At 63.4% G+C, this 16,909-nt stretch carries 16 protein-coding genes and 1 pseudogene; 1 reads left to right on the forward strand and 16 read right to left on the reverse strand.

All coding sequences use genetic code 11. The features are described 5' to 3' along the window. The 16 genes from DBR23_RS31545 to DBR23_RS22565 all read right to left on the reverse strand — a co-directional run. Positions 1–127, reverse strand: a 127-nt coding sequence (locus DBR23_RS31545; protein ID WP_233250679.1) for a hypothetical protein, incomplete at its 3' end; no start/stop codon positions are given. 53 nt (positions 128–180) lie between these two features. Then, positions 181–633: a GNAT family N-acetyltransferase gene (locus DBR23_RS22495; protein ID WP_108499640.1), complete on the reverse strand. Its 453-nt coding sequence runs from the start codon at positions 631–633 to the stop codon at positions 181–183. Then, on the reverse strand, positions 633–1,649 hold the full coding sequence (locus DBR23_RS22500; RefSeq protein ID WP_108499641.1) for an NADP-dependent oxidoreductase: 1,017 nt from the start codon (positions 1,647–1,649) through the stop codon (positions 633–635). The genes DBR23_RS22495 and DBR23_RS22500 overlap by 1 nt, the downstream gene beginning before the upstream one ends. Positions 1,650–1,763: 114 nt before the next feature. Next, positions 1,764–2,195 carry a PaaI family thioesterase gene (locus DBR23_RS22505; RefSeq protein WP_056063497.1) on the reverse strand — a complete coding sequence of 144 codons (432 nt, stop codon included), beginning with the start codon at positions 2,193–2,195 and terminating at the stop codon, positions 1,764–1,766. Between the two features lie 154 nt (positions 2,196–2,349). Then, positions 2,350–3,141 (reverse strand): SDR family oxidoreductase, encoded by a 792-nt coding sequence (locus DBR23_RS22510; protein ID WP_056063500.1) that lies wholly within the window; start codon positions 3,139–3,141, stop codon positions 2,350–2,352. A gap of 183 nt (positions 3,142–3,324) precedes the next feature. Continuing rightward, the gene (locus DBR23_RS22515) at positions 3,325–3,534 is read right to left on the reverse strand and encodes a hypothetical protein (RefSeq protein ID WP_108499642.1); all 210 of its coding nucleotides are present in this window, start codon (positions 3,532–3,534) and stop codon (positions 3,325–3,327) included. Continuing rightward, positions 3,534–5,402: an acyl-CoA dehydrogenase gene (locus DBR23_RS22520; RefSeq protein WP_108499643.1), complete on the reverse strand. Its 1,869-nt coding sequence runs from the start codon at positions 5,400–5,402 to the stop codon at positions 3,534–3,536. Before DBR23_RS22520 ends, DBR23_RS22515 begins: the two co-directional genes overlap by 1 nt. A 115-nt stretch (positions 5,403–5,517) precedes the next feature. Next, positions 5,518–6,018, reverse strand: a complete 501-nt coding sequence (locus DBR23_RS22525; protein ID WP_225581328.1) for a PaaI family thioesterase — start codon at positions 6,016–6,018, stop codon at positions 5,518–5,520. Positions 6,019–6,021: 3 nt separating this feature from the next. Beyond that, on the reverse strand, positions 6,022–7,197 hold the full coding sequence (locus DBR23_RS22530) for an acetyl-CoA C-acyltransferase (protein WP_056063507.1): 1,176 nt from the start codon (positions 7,195–7,197) through the stop codon (positions 6,022–6,024). A 40-nt stretch (positions 7,198–7,237) separates the two neighbouring features. Then, entirely contained in the window at positions 7,238–9,337 is a 2,100-nt protein-coding gene (locus DBR23_RS22535; protein WP_108499644.1) for a 3-hydroxyacyl-CoA dehydrogenase NAD-binding domain-containing protein, read from the reverse strand. A gap of 190 nt (positions 9,338–9,527) precedes the next feature. Beyond that, the gene (locus DBR23_RS22540) at positions 9,528–10,223 is read right to left on the reverse strand and encodes an ABC transporter ATP-binding protein (protein WP_056063513.1); all 696 of its coding nucleotides are present in this window, start codon (positions 10,221–10,223) and stop codon (positions 9,528–9,530) included. 1 nt (position 10,224) lies between these two features. After that, on the reverse strand, positions 10,225–11,010 hold the full coding sequence (locus DBR23_RS22545; RefSeq protein WP_015014388.1) for an ABC transporter ATP-binding protein: 786 nt from the start codon (positions 11,008–11,010) through the stop codon (positions 10,225–10,227). A gap of 2 nt (positions 11,011–11,012) precedes the next feature. Further along, the gene (locus DBR23_RS22550; protein WP_056063517.1) at positions 11,013–12,335 is read right to left on the reverse strand and encodes a branched-chain amino acid ABC transporter permease; all 1,323 of its coding nucleotides are present in this window, start codon (positions 12,333–12,335) and stop codon (positions 11,013–11,015) included. Between the two features lie 4 nt (positions 12,336–12,339). Next, a complete protein-coding gene (locus DBR23_RS22555) occupies positions 12,340–13,293 on the reverse strand; it encodes a branched-chain amino acid ABC transporter permease (protein WP_056063520.1) in 954 nt (317 codons plus the stop codon). An 83-nt stretch (positions 13,294–13,376) separates the two neighbouring features. Continuing rightward, positions 13,377–14,609: a branched-chain amino acid ABC transporter substrate-binding protein gene (locus DBR23_RS22560; protein WP_108499645.1), complete on the reverse strand. Its 1,233-nt coding sequence runs from the start codon at positions 14,607–14,609 to the stop codon at positions 13,377–13,379. Between the two features lie 187 nt (positions 14,610–14,796). Then, positions 14,797–16,440: a 3-(methylthio)propionyl-CoA ligase gene (locus DBR23_RS22565; protein WP_108499646.1), complete on the reverse strand. Its 1,644-nt coding sequence runs from the start codon at positions 16,438–16,440 to the stop codon at positions 14,797–14,799. A gap of 288 nt (positions 16,441–16,728) precedes the next feature. Between DBR23_RS22565 and DBR23_RS31550 the strand changes: the two are divergent. Next, a pseudogene (locus DBR23_RS31550) lies at positions 16,729–16,909 on the forward strand (Crp/Fnr family transcriptional regulator); the annotation flags it as partial.

Below are 16,909 nucleotides of genomic sequence, written 5' to 3' on the forward strand. Positions count from 1 at the left end.
CGGGTGCATGCAGGCGCAACGCATCCTGCAGCGGCTGGTTGGTGGTGAACAGGTTCACATCCGCCCACGGCGTGCTCTGGTTGAAGACGTCATGGGTACGCGCCAGGGTGGCGGTGGGCAAGGTCATGTCGGCTCCTTCACGGGTGGGCTGTGTGAATGGTCGAAGGGGCTGCGGCTGTGTCAGCCCGCCTTTCGCAGCATTTCAATGTGCGGGATATCGTCTTCCAGATACTCGTCGGAGACCGCCTCAAAACCCAGGCTGCCGTAGAAGCCCCGCAGGTGCGCCTGCGCACTGATGCGGATGCCCCGGTCCGGCCACGCCTGGCTGCAGCGGGCAATGCCCTCTTGCATCAGCGCCCGGCCTGTGCCGTTGCCGCGCGCCTCCTTGGCGGTGACCACGCGGCCAATCGAGGGCTCGGGGTAGTTCACGCCCGGGTCCACCACGCGCAAGCAGGCTTGCAGCGCACCCGCCTCGTCGTAGCCCAGCAGGTGGTAGGACTTTTTGTCCGCTTCGTCCGGGTCCTGGTAGGGGCCCTGTTCCAGGATGAACACCTTGCAGCGCAGGGCCAGGGCGTCATGCAGCGCATGCACGCCCAGGTCATCGAAGCGGGCCCAGGTCCACTTCAGCATCATCAGATCAGCTTGACCAGTTGCTTGCCAAAGTTCTTGCCCTTGAGCAGGCCCAGGAAGGCCTCGGGCGCGGCGGCAATGCCTTGGGCAATGGTTTCGCGCGGGCGCAGCTTGCCGGTGCCGACCAGCGTGCCCAGCTCCTTGAGGGCATCAGGCCAGACTTCCATGTGCTCGCTGACGATGAAACCTTCAACCTTCATGCGGTTGATAAGCATGAGCGCGGGGTTGGCCATGGGCAGCGGTGCGCCGTCGTAGCCGGCGATCATGCCGCACAGGGCGATGCGGCTGAAGGCGTTCATGCGCAGCATGACGGCGTCCATGATCCAGCCGCCCACGTTCTCGAAGTAGCCATCGATGCCGTTGGGGCACGCTTCCTTCAGGGCCTTGGACAGAGCCTTGACGTCGCTGTGGGCACGATAGTCGATGCAGGCGTCAAAGCCCAGTTCTTCTACTGCGTACTTGCACTTGTCGGCACCGCCCGCAATGCCCACCGCGCGGCAGCCACGGGCCTTGGCCAGCGCAGCAAAGGCGCTGCCCACGGCGCCCGTGGCGGCGCTCACCACCACGGTGTCGCCTTCCTTGGGCGCAATGATCTTGACCAGGCCGTACCAGGCCGTGACACCCGGCATGCCCACGGCGCCCAGGTAGTGCGACAGCGGCACATGGGTCGTATCGACCTTGCGCAGCGCGCCGGGCTGGTCGGCATTGACCACGCTGTATTCCTGCCAGCCGCCCATGCCCACCACCTTGTCGCCCACGGCGTACTTGGGATGCTTGCTCTCGGCCACTTCACCCACGGTGCCACCGATCATGACTTCGCCCAGCGCCTGCGACGCGGCGTAGCTCTTGCTCTCGTTCATGCGGCCGCGCATGTAGGGGTCCAGGCTCAGGTAGTGGTGGCGTACCAGCACCTGGCCGTCCTGCAGCGCGGGCGTGTCGGTCGCGACCAGCTTGAAGTTGCTGGCCACCGCTTCGCCCTGGGGACGGTTGTCGAGAACGATTTGTTGGTTGCGTGGCATGGAAAGCTCCTTCAGAAAATTAAACACTATGTTTTTGATAGCTGCCAGCACATATATCCATTGCGCTTGCAGGCAAAAAGGCTTTAAAAACCGCTGGCGACCTCAACCACTGGCTCAGTCGGTGGAGATGACCTTGAGGTCATTCACATTGCGCCCGTCCACCGGCAGGCGCTTGACGTACTTGAACGTGCCGGTGGCGTGGCAGCACACCTTGCCTTGGGCGTCGTACACCGTGCCCTCGGTGAACGCCATGGTGGCCGTGCGGTGAATCAATCGCCCCTTGGCCACCAGCGGCCCGCGCGCGGGCTGCATGAAGCTGGTCTTCATCTCGATGGTGACCACGCCCATGTCCGGCGTCACGCTGCGCGCGGCCGTCGCCATGGTCACGTCCAGCAGCGTCATCGACGCGCCGCCGTGGGTCACGGCAAACGAGTTGAGGTGCTCAGGCTTGGCTTCGTAACGCAGCTCGGACTCGCCGTCCTCCATGCGGTGCAGCGTGAAGCCCAGGTGGCTGACAAAGGGGATTTCGACACCAAAACTAATCAAGGTTTGTTCCTTTGGAAATGTAGGTCGCAACGGGCGCGGCACAGGCGAGGGACGCAGAGCAAGGGCCGCCCCGCAGCGATTGCGTCGTCCCCCTTCCCGAATCGCTCAGCGATTCGAGAGAAGGGGGAAGCGGCGCAGCCGCTCAGGGGGATGTTCACCCTCCAGTCACAATGCTCACGCCGCCGTCCACCGCCAGCCATTGGCCGGTGATGTGCTTGCCCGCATCCGACGCATACAGCGCACACAGGCCCTTCAGGTCTTCATCATCGCCCAGGCGGCCCAGGGGGGCGTGGGCAGCCAGCGCCTCTTCGCCCATCGCCTTGAGCGTGCCCACCGTCATCTTGCTCGGGAAGAAGCCCGGGCAGATCGCGTTGACGCGGATGTTGTAGGCCCCCCATTCGGCCGCCAGCGCCCGTGTGAAGTTGATCACCGCGCCCTTGGAGGTGTTGTAAGCAATGGTGTTCATGCCCTTGGGGTTGCCGCCCAGGCCGGCGATGGACGCCACATTGATGATGCTGCCGCTACGGCGGCCGATCATGCTGTGCTTGGCGATGTGCTGGCTCAGGATGAAGTACCCACGCACGTTGAGGTTCATCACCTTGTCCCAGGCCTCCACGGGGTGGTCTTCAGCCGGAGAGCCCCAGGCCGCGCCTGCGTTGTTGACCAGGATGTCCACATGGCCCAGGCGCTGTAAGGTCTCGTCGGCCAGGCGGCGGATGTCTTCTTCCTTGGCGCAGTCGGCGGCAATCCAGCGCGCGTCGATGCCTGCGGCCTGCAGGTCGGCCGTGGCTTCTTCCAGGTCAGACGCCTTGCGCGAGCTGAGCACGATCTTGGCGCCCGCCTCGCCCAGCGCGTGGGCCAGTTGCAGGCCCAGGCCGCGCGAGCCGCCGGTCACCAGGGCGGTCTTGCCCGTCAGGTCAAACAGTTGTTGGATGGTGCGTGTCATGTGAATGTCTCCTTGGATTTTTGCCAGTCGATGGATGTTCTCGGACCACAGCCCGGCGCTGGATTGCGCCAGCCAGGGGGTGGAACACAGGCAGCCATTGTGCGGCGCCAGAAGGCTGCATTGTGTCGCCGCCGCGTCCGCTCCGCAGTGGGCCAGCCACGTGGCTGCCGCGGTGCCGCAGCGTCAGCCCTGGGGGTCGGCCTTGAGCCGCGCACGCACGGCGATCAGCACCACGCCCACGGCAGCCACCACGCCCCCGCCCACCATCAGCACCCAGCCCGTGGCCGGGTCGGTGCGGGCGCTGGCAATGCCCAGCACCAGCGTGAGCAGGCCGCCGTAGATCAGCGCCCAGATGATTTTGTGCAAGCGCTGCAGGGTGTGCGCAGCGGCCATCAGAACGCCTCTTCAGGAAAGCTGGCGCAGGTCGCGTCGCGCGTGCTGACCACTTGCAGCCAGGCGCCGATCTTGGGCAGCTCGTAATGGAAGAAAAAGCGCATGGCGCCCATGCGGCCCACGCTGGCGGGCTGCGCCAGGGCTGCATCGGCCGCCAGGGTGGCCAGCGCCACGTCCAGCCACACCCAGGCCAGCACCGTGTGGCCAAAGGCCTGCATGTAGGGCACGGCGTTGGACAGCGCATCAGCGGGTCGGCCCGTGGCCCAGGCGGCCTTGGTGGCAGCGCCCACGTCCTGCAGCGCCTTGCCCAGCGCGTTGGCGTGGGCGGCGAGCGCGGGCACCTGGATGGCGCGCTCGATGGTGGCGTTGATGCGACCGGCCAGCAGTTGCAGGCCCCGGCCGCCTTCCATCAGCACCTTGCGGCCCAGCAGGTCCATGGCCTGGATGCCGTGGGTGCCTTCGTGGATCATGTTCAGGCGGTTGTCGCGCCAGTACTGCTCCACCGGAAAGTCGCGCGTGTAGCCGTAGCCGCCGTGGATCTGGATGGCCAGGCTGTTGGCCTCCAGGCACCATTCGCTGGGCCAGCTCTTGGCGATGGGGGTCAGCACCTCCAGCAGCAGGCGGGCTTCGTCGGCCGCAGCGGCATCGCCCGTGTGTTGCTCGTCCACCAGCCGCGCGCAGAACAGGTTGAGCGCGAGCGCGCCCTCGCCATACGACTTTTGCGCCAGCAGCATGCGCTTGACGTCTGCGTGCTCCACGATGCGCACCTGGGGCTGGGCGGCGTCCTTGACCACGGCAGCCGCACCGTCCTTGGGGCCCTGCACGGGGCGGCCCTGGGGGCGGTTCTTGGCGTAGTCCAGGCTGGCGTAGTAGCCCGCCAGGCCGAGCATGGTGGCGGCCATCCCGATGCCGATGCGCGCCTCGTTCATCATGTGGAACATGCAGTGCAGGCCCTTGCCGGGCTGGCCGACCAGGTAACCCACGGCGCCTGCCTGGCCATCCACGGGGTACTTGCCCTCGCCAAAGTTCAGCAGCGTGTTGGTGGTGCCGCGCCAGCCCAGCTTGTGGTTCAGGCCCGCCAGCGCCACGTCGTTGCGCACGCCGGTCAGCTGGCCGTCGGTGTCCACCAGCTTCTTGGGCACGATGAACAGCGAGATGCCCTTGGTGCCCGGCACCAGCTTGCCGTCTGGCCCCGGGATCTTGGCCAGCACCAGGTGCACGATGTTTTCGGTCAGCTCATGGTCGCCCGAGCTGATCCACATCTTGTTGCCCTTGAGGCGGTAGCGGGGGCCGAGCGGGTCGCTCTCAAAGCCCTCGCCATCCGGCACGGCGCGTGTGGCCACGTCGGACAGGGACGAGCCCGCCTGTGGCTCCGACAGGCACATGGTGCCCGACCAGCGGCCGTTGAATTCATTGAGCGCAAACACCTGCTTTTGCAGATCGGTGCCATGCACCATGAGCAGGTTGGCGTTGCCCGAGGTCAGCAGGTTGGACCCAATGCTGATCGAGGCGGCCGCGAAAAAGCTGTTGGCCGCAGCCTCCACCGTGTAGGGCAGCTGCATGCCGCCAATGTCGTAGTCCTGCGCGGCGCTCAGCAGGCCCGACTCGGCATAGGCGCGCCGTGCTTCGTAGGTGGCTTGCGGCAGCACCACACGAAGCGTGCCGTCGGGCTCGGTCTCGGTGCGGGGTTCTTCCGTGTCCACCACGCGGTTGAAGGGCGCGTACTTCTCGCGCGCGATGCGCTCGGAGGTGTCGAGCACGGCATCGAAGGTTTCGCGGGAGTGGTCTGCAAAGCGCTCGCGGGTTTGCAGCTTCTCGGCGTTCAGCCACTGGTAGAGCAGGAAATCGACGGTGGGACGTAGGCTCATGGCATTTCAGGGTTAAAACAGCCCCAGGCGCAAATAAATCATGCGCCAGCAGCTATCAAATAAGGAGTAAACGGCGCAGGAGTGAGGAGGAACATGCTCCCATCCCTTGCCACCATCAGGCGCCAGCGGGCGACGGTGCCGCGTCTTCGCGAGGTGGCAGTGCGGCAATGGTGCCTTGCGCCACGGCGCACAGCTTTTCGGTGCCTGCCTGCACCACCAACACATCGCAGCGGCACACCGCCTGCGCGCGGCCATGGTGCACCGCCTGCGCACGGGCGATGAGCAGTTCGCCCACCGCAGGGCGCAGGTAGTTGATCTTGAACTCGGAGGTCACCACGGGCACCCGCATCGCGGTGCCTCCCGCGTAGGTCAGGGCGTTGTCGGCCACATAGCTCAGCACGCCCCCGTGCACAAAACCATGCTGCTGCAGCAACTGGGGCGTGATGGGCAGGTGCAGCTCGCAGTGCCCTGGGGACAAGGCATGCAGCCGCGCCCCCACCAGGATGCTGAACGGCTGCGATGCCAGTACCTCACGCCCCATGGCCAGGAAGACCTCGGGCGACACCACGACATCGGGGATGTCGGTGCGCGGTGGCGACGAGGCCTGCCCGGACATGGCTTACAGCACCTCGAAAATGCCCGCAGCGCCCATGCCGCCGCCGATGCACATCGTCACGCACACTTTCTTGGCGCCACGGCGCTTGCCTTCGATGAGGGCGTGGCCTGTGAGGCGCTGGCCCGACACACCGTAGGGGTGGCCCAGGGCGATGGCGCCGCCGTTCACGTTCAGACGGTCCGCCGGGATGCCCAGCTTGTCGCGGCAGTACAGCACCTGCACGGCGAAGGCTTCGTTCAGCTCCCAGAGGTCGATGTCCTGCACCGTGAGGCCCAGCTTCTTCAGCACCTTGGGCACGGCAAACACAGGGCCGATGCCCATTTCGTCAGGCTCGCAACCGGCCACTGCAAAGCCGAGGAACCGGCCCAAGGGCTTGAGGCCCTTCTTGCTGGCGTACTCTTCGCTGGTGATCACGCAGGCACCGGCGCCGTCAGAGAACTGGCTGGCATTGCCGGCCGAGATCAGGCCACCGGGCAGTGCCGACCGCAGGCCACTGATGGCCTCCACCGTCGTGCCTTCGCGCGTGCCTTCGTCCTTGCTCACCGTGACTTGCTTGGTGATCAGGCCCAGAGTCTTGTCAGCCACACCGGCCGTCACGGTGATGGGGGCGATTTCTGCATCGAACAAGCCGTTGGCCTGCGCCGCGCAAGCCTTTTGCTGGCTGCCTGCACCGTACTCGTCCATGGCTTCGCGGCCGATGTTGTAGCGCTTGGCCACTTGCTCGGCGGTCTGCAGCATGCTCCAGTAAATCTCGGGCTTTTGCTTGGCCAGAGCCAGGTCCTGGATCATGTGCAGGTTCATCTCCTGCTGCACGCAGGAGATGCTTTCAACACCACCGGCCACGAACACATCGGCTTCGCCAGCGATGATGCGCTGGGCGGCCATGGCAATGGTCTGCAGGCCCGAAGAGCAAAAGCGGTTGACCGTGACGCCGGAAGCGGTGATGGGCAGACCGGCCTTCAAGGCGATCTGGCGCGCGATGTTGCTGCCGGTGGCGCCTTCAGGCGTGGCGCAACCCATGATGACGTCGTCCACGTCTGCACCGTCGATGCCGGCGCGCAACACGGCGTGCTGCACGGCATGGCCGCCCAGGGTGGCGCCATGCGTCATGTTGAACGAACCCTTCCAGCTCTTGGCGAGCGGCGTGCGGGCGGTGGAAACAATCACTGCGGAGGTCATGTGAATTCCTTTGATTCTGTGGATGGGTGCACGCGGCTATTTACTGGAAGGCCTTGCCTTCGGCGGCCAGCTTGGCCAGCAGCGGAGCGGGCTTCCAGAACGCTGCGTCATCCAGCGGGTTCTTGGCAAAACGGTCCATGGCCTGCACCACGTTGAACAGACCCACTTCGCTGGCGTAGTGCATGGGGCCGCCACGGTGGATGGGGAAACCGTAGCCGGTCAAGTACACCATGTCGATGTCGCCGGACTTGCTGGCGATGCCGTCTTCCAGGATGTGCGCGCCTTCGTTGACCAGGGCGAACACCAGGCGCTGCACGATTTCTTCGTCCGAAATCTTGCGCGGCGTGATGCCCAGCTCCTTGCGGTGGTCTTCGATCATCTTGTTGACCAGGTCGCTCGGGATCGCGTCGCGCTTGCCGGCCTGGTAGTCGTACCAGCCTGCGCCGGTCTTCTGGCCGAAGCGGCCCAGTTCACACAGCTTGTCGGCCGTGCGGCTGTACTTCATGTCGGCACGTTCGACGGAGCGGCGCTTGCGGATGGCCCAGCCGATGTCGTTGCCTGCCAGGTCGCCCATGCGGAACGGGCCCATGGCAAAGCCAAACTTTTCGATGGCCTTGTCCACCTGTTGGGGAGTGCAGCCTTCGTCCAGCAGGAAGCCAGCCTGGCGGCTGTACTGCTCGATCATGCGGTTGCCGATGAAACCATCGCACACGCCCGAGACCACGGAAGTCTTCTTGATCTTCTTGCCGATGGCCATCACGGTGGCCAGCACATCCTTGGCGGTCTCCTTGCCACGCACCACTTCCAGCAGCTTCATCACGTTGGCAGGGCTGAAGAAGTGCATGCCCACCACGTCCTGCGGACGCTTGGTAAACGCTGCGATCTTGTCCACGTCGAGCGTGGAGGTGTTGGAGGCCAGGATGGCGCCGGGCTTGGCCACAGCGTCGAGTTGCTTGAACACGGCTTCCTTGACGCCCATCTCTTCGAACACGGCTTCGATGATGAGGTCGCAGTCCTTGAGATCGTCGTAGCTCAGCGTGGTGCTCAGCAGGGCCATGCGCTGCTCGTACTTGTCCTGCTTGAGCTTGCCCTTCTTGACCTGGGCTTCGTAGTTCTTCTTGATAGTGGCCACGCCACGGTCCAGGGCTTCCTGCTTCATTTCCAGGATCTTGACGGGGATGCCCGCGTTCAGGAAGTTCATGGAAATGCCGCCGCCCATGGTGCCCGCGCCAATCACGCCCACCAGCTTGATGTCGCGCTTGGGGGTGTCGGAGGCCACATCAGGAATCTTGGAGGCCGCACGCTCAGCCATGAACAAATGGCGCAGTGCACGCGACTCGGGCGTCCACATCAGGTTGATGAAGATCTCGCGCTCGACCAGCATGCCTTCTGCGAACTTCTTCTTGGTGGCCGCTTCGACCGCGTCCACGCACTTGGCGGGTGCGGGGAAGTTCTTGGCCATGCCCTTGACCATGTTGCGCGCGAACTGGAAGTACGCGTCGCCTTCGGGGTGCTTGCAGGGGAAGTTGCGCACCAGGGGCAGCGGGCGGGCATCCGCCACGCTCTTGGCAAACGCCAGGGCTTCTGCGGCTAGCGATTCGGCCGACGCTGCCATCTTGTCAAACAGCTTCTGGCCGGGCACGGCGCCAATCATTTCACTCTTGACGGGCTCGCCGCTCACGATGAGGTTGAGCGCGGCTTCCACACCAATCACGCGGGGCAGGCGCTGTGTACCTCCTGCGCCGGGGATCAGGCCCAGCTTGACTTCGGGCAGTGCAATCGAGCAGCCAGGCGCCGCAATGCGGTAGTGGCAACCCAGGGCCAGCTCCAGCCCGCCACCCATGGCCACGCTGTGCATGGCGGCCACGACGGGCTTGGCCGAGTTTTCAATGGCGGCAATCACCGACAGCAGGTTGGGTTCTTGCAGCGACTTGTCGGTGCCGAACTCCTTGATGTCGGCGCCGCCAGAGAACGCACCACCGGCACCGGTGATCACGATGGACGTGACCGCTGCATCGGCATTGGCACGGCCAAGGCCGTCCACGATGCCCTGGCGGGTCGCCAGACCGAGTCCGTTGACGGGAGGGTTGGCCATGGTGATCACGGCAACGGAGCCGTGGACTTTGTATTCAGCGGTCATGGTGCTGTTGTTCCTTGGAAAGTGAAAAAGAACGATCGTGCGTTTTTATTGTAGAGACTTCAAACCCATTTGGCGTGTCAATTTGTCCCGGGCGGGACAAGGGGGTTTGCAGTGCAACATTTGGTAGAGCAAAAAAAGAGGCGCCTTCAGCTATCGGGCGCCTCTTTTGGCCATGGTTTTTCAGAAATCGTCAGACTTCAAGCCATTCCTTGCGGATGTAGTTGTCGGCCCGCAGGCTGTCCGGTGTGCCCTGGAACACGATAGAGCCATGCCCCATCACCAGTGCGCGGTCTGAGATCTTCATGGCAATGGTCAGCTTCTGCTCGATCAACAGCACCGAGATGCCGCGCGACTTGATGGTCTGCAGGTACTGGCCCACCAGCTCGACGATCTTGGGTGCCAGACCCTCGGTGGGCTCGTCGATGATGATGAGGTCCGGGTCACCCATGAGCGTGCGGCACAGGGTCAACATCTGCTGCTCGCCGCCCGACATCACGCCCGCCTCGGTGTGCTGGCGCTCCTTGAGTCGGGGGAACATCTCGTACATATCGTCAAACGACCAGCGGCTGTTCTTGCCACTGCCCTTTTGGCCGAGCATCAGGTTCTGGTGCACGGTGAGGTTGGGGAACACATCGCGGCTTTCGGGCACATAACCCACCCCCAGGTGGGCGATCTCGTAGGCCTTCCTGCCATTGAGGTCCTGCCCCTTCCAGTTGAGTGTGCCCTCCCAGTCCACCAGACCCATGATGGCCTTGGCGGTGGTGGAGCGGCCCGAACCGTTGCGCCCCAGCAGGGCCACGATTTCACCGGGTTGTACATCAAAGGTCACGCCATGCAGCACATGGCTCTTGCCGTAATAGGCGTGGAGATTTTCGATTTTCAGCATGTCAGTGTCCCGCCCCTTGCTCGTCCGCAACGACCGAGCCCAGATAGGCCTCTTGCACGCGCTGGTTGGCGCGCACCTTGTCGGGCGTGTCAAAGGCAATCACCTCGCCATACACCACCACAGCGATCTTGTCGGCCAGGCCGAACACCACGCCCATGTCGTGCTCCACCGTCAACAGCGTGCGGCCTTCGGTCACTTCCTTGATGAGGTGGATGAAGCGTGAGGTCTCGGTCTTGCTCATGCCGGCCGTCGGTTCGTCCAGCAGGATCACGTTGGCACCGCCCGCGATGGTGATGCCAATCTCCAGCGCACGCTGCTCGGCGTAGGTCAGGTTCATCGCCAGCGTGTCGCGCTTCTTGTCGAGCTTGATCATCTCCATGAGCTGCTTGGCGCGCTCATTGGCATCGTGCAGGTTCGACAGGAAGCGCAGGAACGTGTACTTGTAGCCCATGCTCCACAGCACGCCGCACCGCAGGTTTTCGAACACCGACAGCTTGGGAAAGATGTTGGTGATCTGGAAGCTGCGCGAGAGCCCGCGCCGGTTGATCTCGTACGGTGCCATGCCGTTGATGCGCTGGCCATTCAGGATCACATCGCCGCTGGTGGGCGCAAAGCGCCCGCTGATCAGATTGAACAGCGTGGACTTGCCCGCGCCGTTGGGGCCGATGATGGCCACGCGCTCACCGGGCGCGACAGCCAAGTTGGCGCCGCGGATGATCTCGGTCTTGCCAAAGCTCTTGCGCAAGTCGCGCAGTTCGAGCGCATAGGTTGCGTTGTCAGCCGCCATGGTTACAAAGCCTCCCCGCGCTTGATTTCATGTTCTATTTCTTCCTGGATCCTGCTCCACTGGCGCACAAATTGGCGGCGGCAGAGTTCAAACAGGGCAAAGCCCGTCACCATCACAAACACCGCACCAAACCAGCTGGTAAAGCCCTTGGCGTTGAGCGTGGCGCCGAGGAAGGTCAACTCTGGCCCCAGCGCGGCATTGAGCTGCAGGTGGTAGGTCATCTCGATCATGCAGGCTGCGCCCATCACACCCACCAGGGCAGTACCGCCCAGCGCAAGGTAAGAGGTCCACAGCTGGCGCAGCTTGCCGAACTTGGCTAGGCGCAGGTTCATCATGATCAGGCTGGCCACGCCACCGGGCGCGTACATCACCATGAACAGGAACACCAGGCCCAGATACAGCAGCCAGGCCTTGGACAGCTCGGACAGCAGCACCGACGCCAGCACCAGCAGCACGGCACCAATGATGGGGCCGAAGAAGAAGGTGGCACCGCCCAGGAAGGTGAACAGCAGGTAGCCACCCGAGCGCACCACGTTCAGGCTGTCAGCACCCGTCACGATCTCGAAGTTGATGGTGGCCAGACCACCACCAATGCCGGCAAAAAAGCCCGCAATGATGAAGGCGAAGTAGCGCACCCGCTGCGTGTTGTAGCCAATGAACTCCACACGCTCGGGGTTGTCGCGCACTGCGTTCAGGATGCGGCCCAGCGGTGTGCCAGTGAAGGCAAACATCGCCGCAGTGCACACGAAGCAGTACACGGCGATCAGGTAGTACACCTGAATGGCAGGACCGAAGGTGATGCCGAAGAACGACTGGCCATACACGCGGTCGGTGGTGATGCCGCCTTCGCCCCCGAAGAACTCGGGGAACATCAGCGCCATCGAAGCCACCAGCTCGCCAATGCCCAGCGTGATCATGGCGAATGTGGTGCCCGACTTCTTGGTCGTGACGAAGCCCAGCAAGATGGCAAAGAAGGCCCCCGCCAGCCCGCCCACGATGGGGATCAGCACCAGCGGAATGCTGAAGCTGCCTTTGCTTGCCATGTTCATGGCGTGGATGGCTATGAACGAACCCAGACCGGTGTACACGGCATGGCCGAAGCTCAGCATGCCGCCCTGCCCCAACAACATGTTGTAGGACAGGCAGATGATGATGAGGTAGCCGATCTGCGAGAGCATGGTCAGCGCCAGGCTGCTGCGAAACAGCATGGGCGCCACGATCAGTGCTGCGGCAAACAGCGTCCAGATCACAAGGCGCCCGACGTTCCAGGGCTTGAACCGGTAGTGCGACGTGGCACTGGAGACAGGATGAGTGGTTGAATTCATGGCATCAGTCCTCCCGCGTGCCCAGAAGGCCCTTGGGGCGGAAGATCAGGATCAGCACGAGGAACAGGTACGGCAGGATGGGCGCCACCTGGGAAATTGTGAGCTTGAGCAAGGGATAGCCAAAGGTCTGGTCGGTCACCGCCACACCCACGGCCTTGAAGACGTGGATCAGCGAGTAGTCCAGCGCCACGGCAAAGGTCTGTACCACGCCAATCAGCAGCGAGGCGATGAAAGCACCAGCGAGCGAGCCCATGCCGCCCACCACCACCACCACGAAGATGATGGAGCCCACAGACGCCGCCATCGCAGGCTCAGTCACATAGGTGTTGCCGCCGATCACGCCCGCCAGGCCCGCCAGCGCGGCACCGCCACCAAACACCAGCATGAAGACACGCGGCACGTTGTGGCCCAGCGCTTCCACCATTTCTGGGTACTTGAGAGCCGCCTGGATCACCAGCCCGATGCGGGTGCGTGTGAGCAGCAGCCACACCGACAGCAGCATCAGCAGCGCCACCAGCATCACAAACGAACGCGACTTGGGAAACTGCGTGCCGTACAGCGAGAACAGCGGACCCTGCAATTGCTCTGGCAGGCCGTAAGGCACCGTGGAGCGTCCCCAGACCAGCTGCACGACCTCCAGAATCAGGTACGACAGCCCGAACGTGACCAGCAGCTCGGGCACATGGCCAAACTTGTGCACCCGGCGCAGGGCGTAGCGCTCGAACGCAGCCCCCAGCACAAACACCACAAGCGGTGCCAGCACCAGCGCAGGCCAAAAGCCCACCACCCCGGAGATGGTGAACGCGAAATAGGCACCCAGCATGTAGAAGCTGGTGTGTGCGAAGTTGAGCACGCCCATCATGCTGAAGATCAGCGTGAGGCCGGAACTCAGCATGAACAGCAGGAGCCCGTAGCTCACGCCGTTCAGCAAAGAGATCACGAAAAACTCAGGATTCATTGGAATTTTTCATCACGGAGGGAAAAAAAAGGCCCGAGTACGTCGGGCCTCGAAGTTCTGGCGCCGAAACGCCAGCGCCGGATTTAGGGGCGCTTCATCTGGCACGACGTGGGCGTGCTGGCCACGTAGGGCTCGTAGTACTTCAGCGGCACGAAGGTGTAGCCGGTGTTTTCCGAGTCGATGGGGTACTTGCCGCCGGCTTTTTCCCACTTGGAAATGAACAGGCCCTGTTGCAGCTGGTGGTCGGTCTTGCGCATTTCGACTTCACCGTTGAAGCTCTTGAACTTCATGCCTTCAAACGCTGCAGCCACCTTGACGGGGTCGGTGGACTTGGCCTTCACGAAACCTTCGGACAGCATGGTGAAGGCGTGGTACACGGCACCGGTGTACATGTCGTCGTTGAACTTCTTCTTGTAGTCCACAACGATCTGGTTCAGCGGGCCAGGCAGGTTCATGTGGGCGTAAGCCACCATGTACACGCGGCCTGCAGCGGCAGAGCCCATGGCAGTGGGGCTGCCGGTGACGGAGCCGTAGTAGGTGTAGAAGTTGACGTTGTTCAGGCCCGCGTCGTTAGCGGCCTTGATCAGCAGTGCCAGGTCAGAACCCCAGTTGCCGGTGATCACGCTGTCAGCGCCCGATGCCTTGATCTTGGCGATGTAGGGCGAGAAGTCGCGCACCTGGGCAAGGGGGTGCAGGTCGTCACCCACAAACTGCACGTCGGGGCGCTTGCGCTGCATCATCTCCTTGGCGAACTTGGAGACCTGGTGGCCGTGCGAGTAGTTCTGGTTGATCAGGTAGACCTTCTTGACCTCGGGCAGGTCCTTCATGTAGGTCGTCAGCGCTTCCATCTTCATGGAGGTGTCTGCATCCAGACGGAAGTGCCAGTAGCTGCACTTGCTGTTGGTGAGGTCTGGGTCCACGGCAGCGTAGTTCAGGAACAAGACCTCCTTGCCGGGATTGCGTGCGTTGTGCTTTTCGAGCGCGTCCATGATGGCCAGTGCGGGACCAGAGCCGTTGCCCTGCACCACGTAGCGCGCACCCTGGTCCATGGCCGAGCGCAGGGCGCTGGTGGTTTCCTGCGGGCTGAGTTTGTTGTCGATGCCGATGATTTCAAATTTGACGCCGGCAGGGTTCTTCTTGTTGAACTCCTCAGCGATGAACTGGAAGCTCTTGAGCTGGTTCGTTCCCACGGCCGCCATCAGGCCAGACAGGGGGTCGAGCCAGGCGATTTTGACCGTCTCACCCTTTTGAGCGAAGGCCCCGCCAGCGCTTGCCAAGATTACCGAGGCTGCTACAGCCTTAATAGCGAACTTCATGCTTTTGTCTCCTTGTAAATCGACACAACGCAGCGTACCGCGTTGCAACAAAGCGATGCTCAGGGATTGCCCCTACCAGCGTCGCACACGTGACTGGCGCCGCGCCCCCCCGAGCGCGCACCAGCCTGGGGCAGTGCAAAAAATGGCGCTCGCAAGCGATGCGCGCACATGCATTGCCCCACCCTGATCACAGGCCGGGAAGCTTGTAATCCTTGAGCTGCTCACGCAGCTTGGTCTTGAGCATCTTGCCGGTGGCACCGAGCGGAATGGCATCGACAAACACCACGTCGTCAGGGATCTGCCACTTGGCCGTCTTGCCTTCGTAGAAGGCCAGCAGCGCTTCGCGTGTGACCTCCGCACCGGGGCGCTTAACCACGGCCACGATGGGACGTTCGTCCCACTTGGGGTGCGGCATACCCACACACGCTGCCATGGCAATGGCGGGATGGGCCATCGCAATGTTCTCGATGTCGATGGAGCTGATCCATTCGCCACCGGACTTGATCACGTCCTTGCTGCGGTCGGTGATCTGCATGAAGCCGTCGGCGTCGATGGTGGCCACGTCACCCGTGGGGAACCAGCCCCTGCCCTGCGCGTCGCGCACCAGCGGGTCACCGCCCTCGCCCTTGAAGTAGCTGCCCACGATCCAGGGGCCCTTGACCAGCAGGTCGCCATAGGTCTTGCCGTCCCAGGGCAGCTCGTTGCCGTCGCCACCCACGATCTTCATGTCCACACCATAGATCGCACGGCCCTGCTTTTGCAGGATCTTCATCTGCTCGTCCTTGGACATGGCGAGGTGTTTGTTCTTGAGCGTGCACAGCGTGCCCAGCGGGCTCATCTCGGTCATGCCCCAGGCGTGCAACACCTCCACGCCGTAGTCCTCCTTGAACGCGTGGATCATGGCGGGCGGACAGGCCGAGCCACCGATGACCGTGCGGCGCAGGGTGGAGAACTTGAGGCCTGCAGGCTTCATGTGGCCCAACATCATCTGCCACACGGTGGGCACGCCTGCGGCATAGCTCACCTTCTCCGCTTCGATGAGTTCGTAGATGGACTTGCCGTCCATCGCCGGGCCGGGGAACACCAGCTTGCAGCCTGTGAGTGCAGCCGAGTACGGAATGCCCCAGGCGTTGACGTGGAACATGGGCACCACCGGCAGCACCGAGTCGCGGGCCGAGAGGCACATCACATCGGGCAGCGCTGCAGCATAAGCGTGCAGCGTGGTGGAACGGTGGCTGTACAGCGCGGCCTTGGGGTTGCCCGTGGTGCCGCTGGTGTAGCACATGCTCGATGCAGAGTTCTCGTCAAACTCGGGCCAGGCGTAGTCGGACGAGTGCGCGCCAATCCAGGCTTCGTAGCTGGTCAGGCCGGGAATGCCGGTGTCGGCAGGCAGCTTGTCGGCATCGCACAGGGCGACCCATTTCTTGACGGTGGGACATTTGGCGTGCACCGCCTGCACCAGGGGCAGGAAGGTGGTGTCAAAGCACATCACCTGGTCTTCTGCGTGGTTGATGATCCAGGCGATCTGGTCGGGGTGCAGGCGTGGATTGACGGTGTGCAGCACGCGGCCCGATCCGCTCACGCCGAAATACATCTCCATGTGGCGATAGCCGTTCCAGGCCAGCGTGGCCACCCGGTCGCTGAACTGGAGCTTCAGGTCATCCAGCGCGTTGGCCAGGCGGCGGGCACGTGCGGCGAGGTCGCGGTACGTGTAGCGATGGATGTCCCCCTCCACCCGTCGGGACACGATTTCGGCGTCGCCGTGGTGGCGCTCTGCGAATTCGATCAGCGACGAAATCAGCAATGGTTGACTCTGCATCAAGCCCAGCATGAATACTCCTTGGATGTTGTAGTGAATGGAACGGTCATCGTAGCGCGCGTATCGGCGTCCGGGTGTCGCCCGCGTCGTGCCCCCGCACGCCGCTGGGATGAACCCACACGCGCCGCACCAACACACTGGCGTGGCATCGGCGGCGGCATGGTTGCGCTGTCGCTGGCCTCCGTGAACCGCAGCGGAGTGTGCGCCCGGCGGGCATGGCTGCCAACACTTGTCGTCCCACTGACAAAGGGCAAGGGAATACCCTGAACCGCTGGCACCGCTGCAGCGACAATCGGGGCCATGCTTTGCGCTGCCCCTTCTGCCCAACGATTCATTGCCGCCCAACCCTGGTTCGCGGGCCTGCCTGCCGCCATGCAGGAGCGGCTGCGCGAAGAGGTGTTTGCCGAGCAGGCCGACAAGGGCGCGGTGATGATGCCCGCCGGCAGCTCCGTGCGGGGCTGGCATGCCGTGCTGTCGGGCC

It is taken from the genome of Acidovorax sp. HMWF018, assembly GCF_003061035.1.
In the GTDB taxonomy this organism is placed as follows: Bacteria; Pseudomonadota; Gammaproteobacteria; order Burkholderiales; family Burkholderiaceae_C; genus Acidovorax; species Acidovorax delafieldii.

Excerpts from the sequence above, each read along its gene's own strand:
- DBR23_RS22520 (WP_108499643.1), bottom strand. The coding sequence starts at position 5,402 with ATGAGCCTACGTCCCACCGTCGATTTCCTGCTCTACCAGTGGCTGAAC.
- DBR23_RS22515 (WP_108499642.1), bottom strand. The coding sequence starts at position 3,534 with ATGGCCGCTGCGCACACCCTGCAGCGCTTGCACAAAATCATCTGGGCG.
- DBR23_RS22540 (WP_056063513.1), bottom strand. The coding sequence starts at position 10,223 with ATGCTGAAAATCGAAAATCTCCACGCCTATTACGGCAAGAGCCATGTG.
- DBR23_RS22555 (WP_056063520.1), bottom strand. The coding sequence starts at position 13,293 with ATGAATCCTGAGTTTTTCGTGATCTCTTTGCTGAACGGCGTGAGCTAC.
- DBR23_RS22535 (WP_108499644.1), bottom strand. The coding sequence starts at position 9,337 with ATGACCGCTGAATACAAAGTCCACGGCTCCGTTGCCGTGATCACCATG.
- DBR23_RS22510 (WP_056063500.1), bottom strand. The coding sequence starts at position 3,141 with ATGACACGCACCATCCAACAACTGTTTGACCTGACGGGCAAGACCGCC.
- DBR23_RS22500 (WP_108499641.1), bottom strand. The coding sequence starts at position 1,649 with ATGCCACGCAACCAACAAATCGTTCTCGACAACCGTCCCCAGGGCGAA.
- DBR23_RS22545 (WP_015014388.1), bottom strand. The coding sequence starts at position 11,010 with ATGGCGGCTGACAACGCAACCTATGCGCTCGAACTGCGCGACTTGCGC.
- DBR23_RS22565 (WP_108499646.1), bottom strand. The coding sequence starts at position 16,440 with ATGCTGGGCTTGATGCAGAGTCAACCATTGCTGATTTCGTCGCTGATC.
- DBR23_RS22530 (WP_056063507.1), bottom strand. The coding sequence starts at position 7,197 with ATGACCTCCGCAGTGATTGTTTCCACCGCCCGCACGCCGCTCGCCAAG.
- DBR23_RS22525 (WP_225581328.1), bottom strand. The coding sequence starts at position 6,018 with ATGTCCGGGCAGGCCTCGTCGCCACCGCGCACCGACATCCCCGATGTC.
- DBR23_RS22560 (WP_108499645.1), bottom strand. The coding sequence starts at position 14,609 with ATGAAGTTCGCTATTAAGGCTGTAGCAGCCTCGGTAATCTTGGCAAGC.
- DBR23_RS22495 (WP_108499640.1), bottom strand. The coding sequence starts at position 633 with ATGATGCTGAAGTGGACCTGGGCCCGCTTCGATGACCTGGGCGTGCAT.
- DBR23_RS22550 (WP_056063517.1), bottom strand. The coding sequence starts at position 12,335 with ATGAATTCAACCACTCATCCTGTCTCCAGTGCCACGTCGCACTACCGG.